This window comes from Halobiforma nitratireducens JCM 10879 (assembly GCF_000337895.1).
In the GTDB taxonomy this organism is placed as follows: domain Archaea; phylum Halobacteriota; class Halobacteria; order Halobacteriales; family Natrialbaceae; genus Natronobacterium; species Natronobacterium nitratireducens.
The window spans coordinates 1-2,194 of the sequence record NZ_AOMA01000030.1 but is presented as its reverse complement, the minus strand read 5'-3'; the positions used below and the strand labels follow the sequence as shown (position 1 = coordinate 2,194).

Here is a 2,194-nt window from a genome sequence, read left to right as displayed (position 1 = left end):
CATCAGAGATGTTTATAAGAGACAGGATCAAACCCGAGCTCGCGGAAGGTGCGTCGGGTCTGCTCGAATTCGTCCTGCCCGACCGCGAGGTTGCCGCCGATGTAGGTGACCGCATCGACGTCCGCCTCCTCGAGCACCTGGTGGAATCCCTGGCAGTCCTGTTCGGCGTGACCGTAGAGCGAGGAGACCAGTACGGCCTCGGCGTCGTGTGCTACTGCAGCCTCCGCGAACTCCTCCTGGGAGGTCTGGACGCCGAGGTTGACGACGTCGAAGCCAGCCGCGCTGAACGCCTGCTCTAGGATCGTGATGCCAACGACGTGGGCGTCGGAGCCGATCACGCCGAGGACAACCGTTTGGGACATCGTATCCACACCCACGAGAGACGAGGTGATAAACCTAATGATCTTCCATGATAATACTCCTTAATGATGTTTAGGGAGAGTGTATGTGATACAGCCACAACATCATTATTGATAGTAAAGGTTTTTGCGGCAGTTCCCGTCACCCCTTTTCATGGGTGCGCTTTCGAACCTGCGCGTGCTGGACCTGACGCAGGTGCTCGCCGGACCGTACTGTACGATGTTGCTCGCGGACATGGGCGCGGACGTAGTCAAGATCGAGCGCCCCGGTGGCGACCTCATCCGATCGAACCCGCCGTTCGTCGACGACGCCGACACGGAGGCCTACGGCGGCTACTTCCAGAGTGTCAATCGCGGCAAGCGAAGCATCGAACTCGACTTCGGCGACGACGAGGACCGCGCGGACTTCCTCTCGCTGGTCGAAGAGGCCGATGTCGTCGTCGAGAACTACCGCTCGGGGACGATGGCGAAGTACGACCTCGAGTACGAGACGCTTCGGGAGCACAACCCGCAGTTGATCTACTCCTCGATTCGTGGCTTCGGCGACCCACGAACCGGCGAGACCCACCGGCAGGGCCAGCCCTCCTTCGACCTCATCGCGCAGGCACTCGGAGGCGTCATGGAGATCACGGGCCAGGCCGACGGCCCGCCGACGAAGGTCGGCCCCGGTATCGGCGACCTGTTTACCGCGACGCTGAACTGCATCGGCATCCTCGCGGCGGTCAACCACCGCGAGCAGACCGGCGAGGGACAGTACGTCGACACCGGGATGTACGACGCCATGCTCAGTCTCACGGAACGGGCAATCTACCAGCAGTCCTACACCGGCGAGCCGCCGAGCCGTCGGGGGAACTCCCACCCGACACTGTTTCCCTACGACGCGTTCGAAACCGCCGACGGCTACGCCGTGATCGCCGCCTTTGGCACCAACCACTGGCAGGAGGTCTGTGCCGCCATGGACCGTGCGGACCTCGCCGAGGAGTATCCGGACCGGGCCTCCCGGCTCGAGCACCGCGAGTACTTGCGCGAGCAGATTTCGGAGTGGGCTCTCGAGCGGACGACCGAGGAACTCGTCGCCGCGCTCGAGGGGGCGGTTCCGGCCGCACCGGTCCAGAACACCGAGGACATCTTCGACGACCCGCACGTCCACGCACGGGAGATGCTCGTGCCGGTCGAACAGCCGGGAGCCGACGCGGAGGTGGAGATCGCGGGCTCGCCGATCAAGATGACCGAGACGCCGCCGGAACCGCGAGGGCGTGCGCCGCTTCTAGACGAGCACCGCGAGGAAGTGCTTGGTGAGGAAAGCGAAGTGACGGCAGACGACTGAGAGGGCTGCGGTGCGTCGGCCCCGAACCGAGACGAGTGGTCGGGCTGTGTTGCCGTGTGTGGCCCGTCGTGGTTCGTCGTGGTTCGTCGAGGTCCATCGAACACCGATGACGGGTACCGATATCGGCAGGTCGCGTTTTCGGCTCCGCTCCTCGAGTCGGTGCGGCCGACCATTGCTTTCTTGGTGTGACAATTCGAGGAGTCACGGTATGAGCCAAGCGACGCTGTCGGAGCGGCCCTACGTCAACTCGAATCTCTTCTCGGGCTACTATCTCGACGAGCGGGTCCAGGATCGCGACGAATGGGACTGCGACGAGGACGCGCGGGCGGCGATGGACGAGCTTGCAGCGTTGTACGACCTCGAGGCAGACCTCGTTTCGGGGTATGCCGAGGACCCGCTGATCGACAACTGGATCGACGATGCTCCGTTGCGAGGTCATCTAATCCTCCTCTCAGGCGTTCACTCCACTGTTCTTCGTGAGACTTGTAGGGAATTGGACGCCGTCTTG

General features: G+C 63.1%; 1 protein-coding gene and 2 pseudogenes. 2 read left to right on the top strand and 1 reads right to left on the bottom strand.

What is annotated here, in order from left to right; genetic code table 11:
• Positions 1–20: 20 nt before the first annotated feature.
• Positions 21–362: pseudogene (glmS, locus tag C446_RS02915) on the bottom strand (methylaspartate mutase subunit S); the annotation flags it as partial.
• A gap of 151 nt (positions 363–513) precedes the next feature.
• Here glmS and mct point away from each other — a divergent pair.
• Both mct and C446_RS02905 read left to right on the top strand, forming a co-directional pair.
• Complete coding sequence (gene mct / locus C446_RS02910) at positions 514–1,686, top strand: succinyl-CoA:mesaconate CoA-transferase (protein ID WP_006671564.1); 1,173 nt, start codon at positions 514–516, stop codon at positions 1,684–1,686.
• 208 nt (positions 1,687–1,894) lie between these two features.
• Positions 1,895–2,194, top strand: a pseudogene (locus tag C446_RS02905) (hypothetical protein); the annotation flags it as partial.

Bases quoted from the DNA above. Each gene is read 5' to 3' on its own strand.
- mct (WP_006671564.1), top strand. From the start codon at position 514: ATGGGTGCGCTTTCGAACCTGCGCGTGCTGGACCTGACGCAGGTGCTC.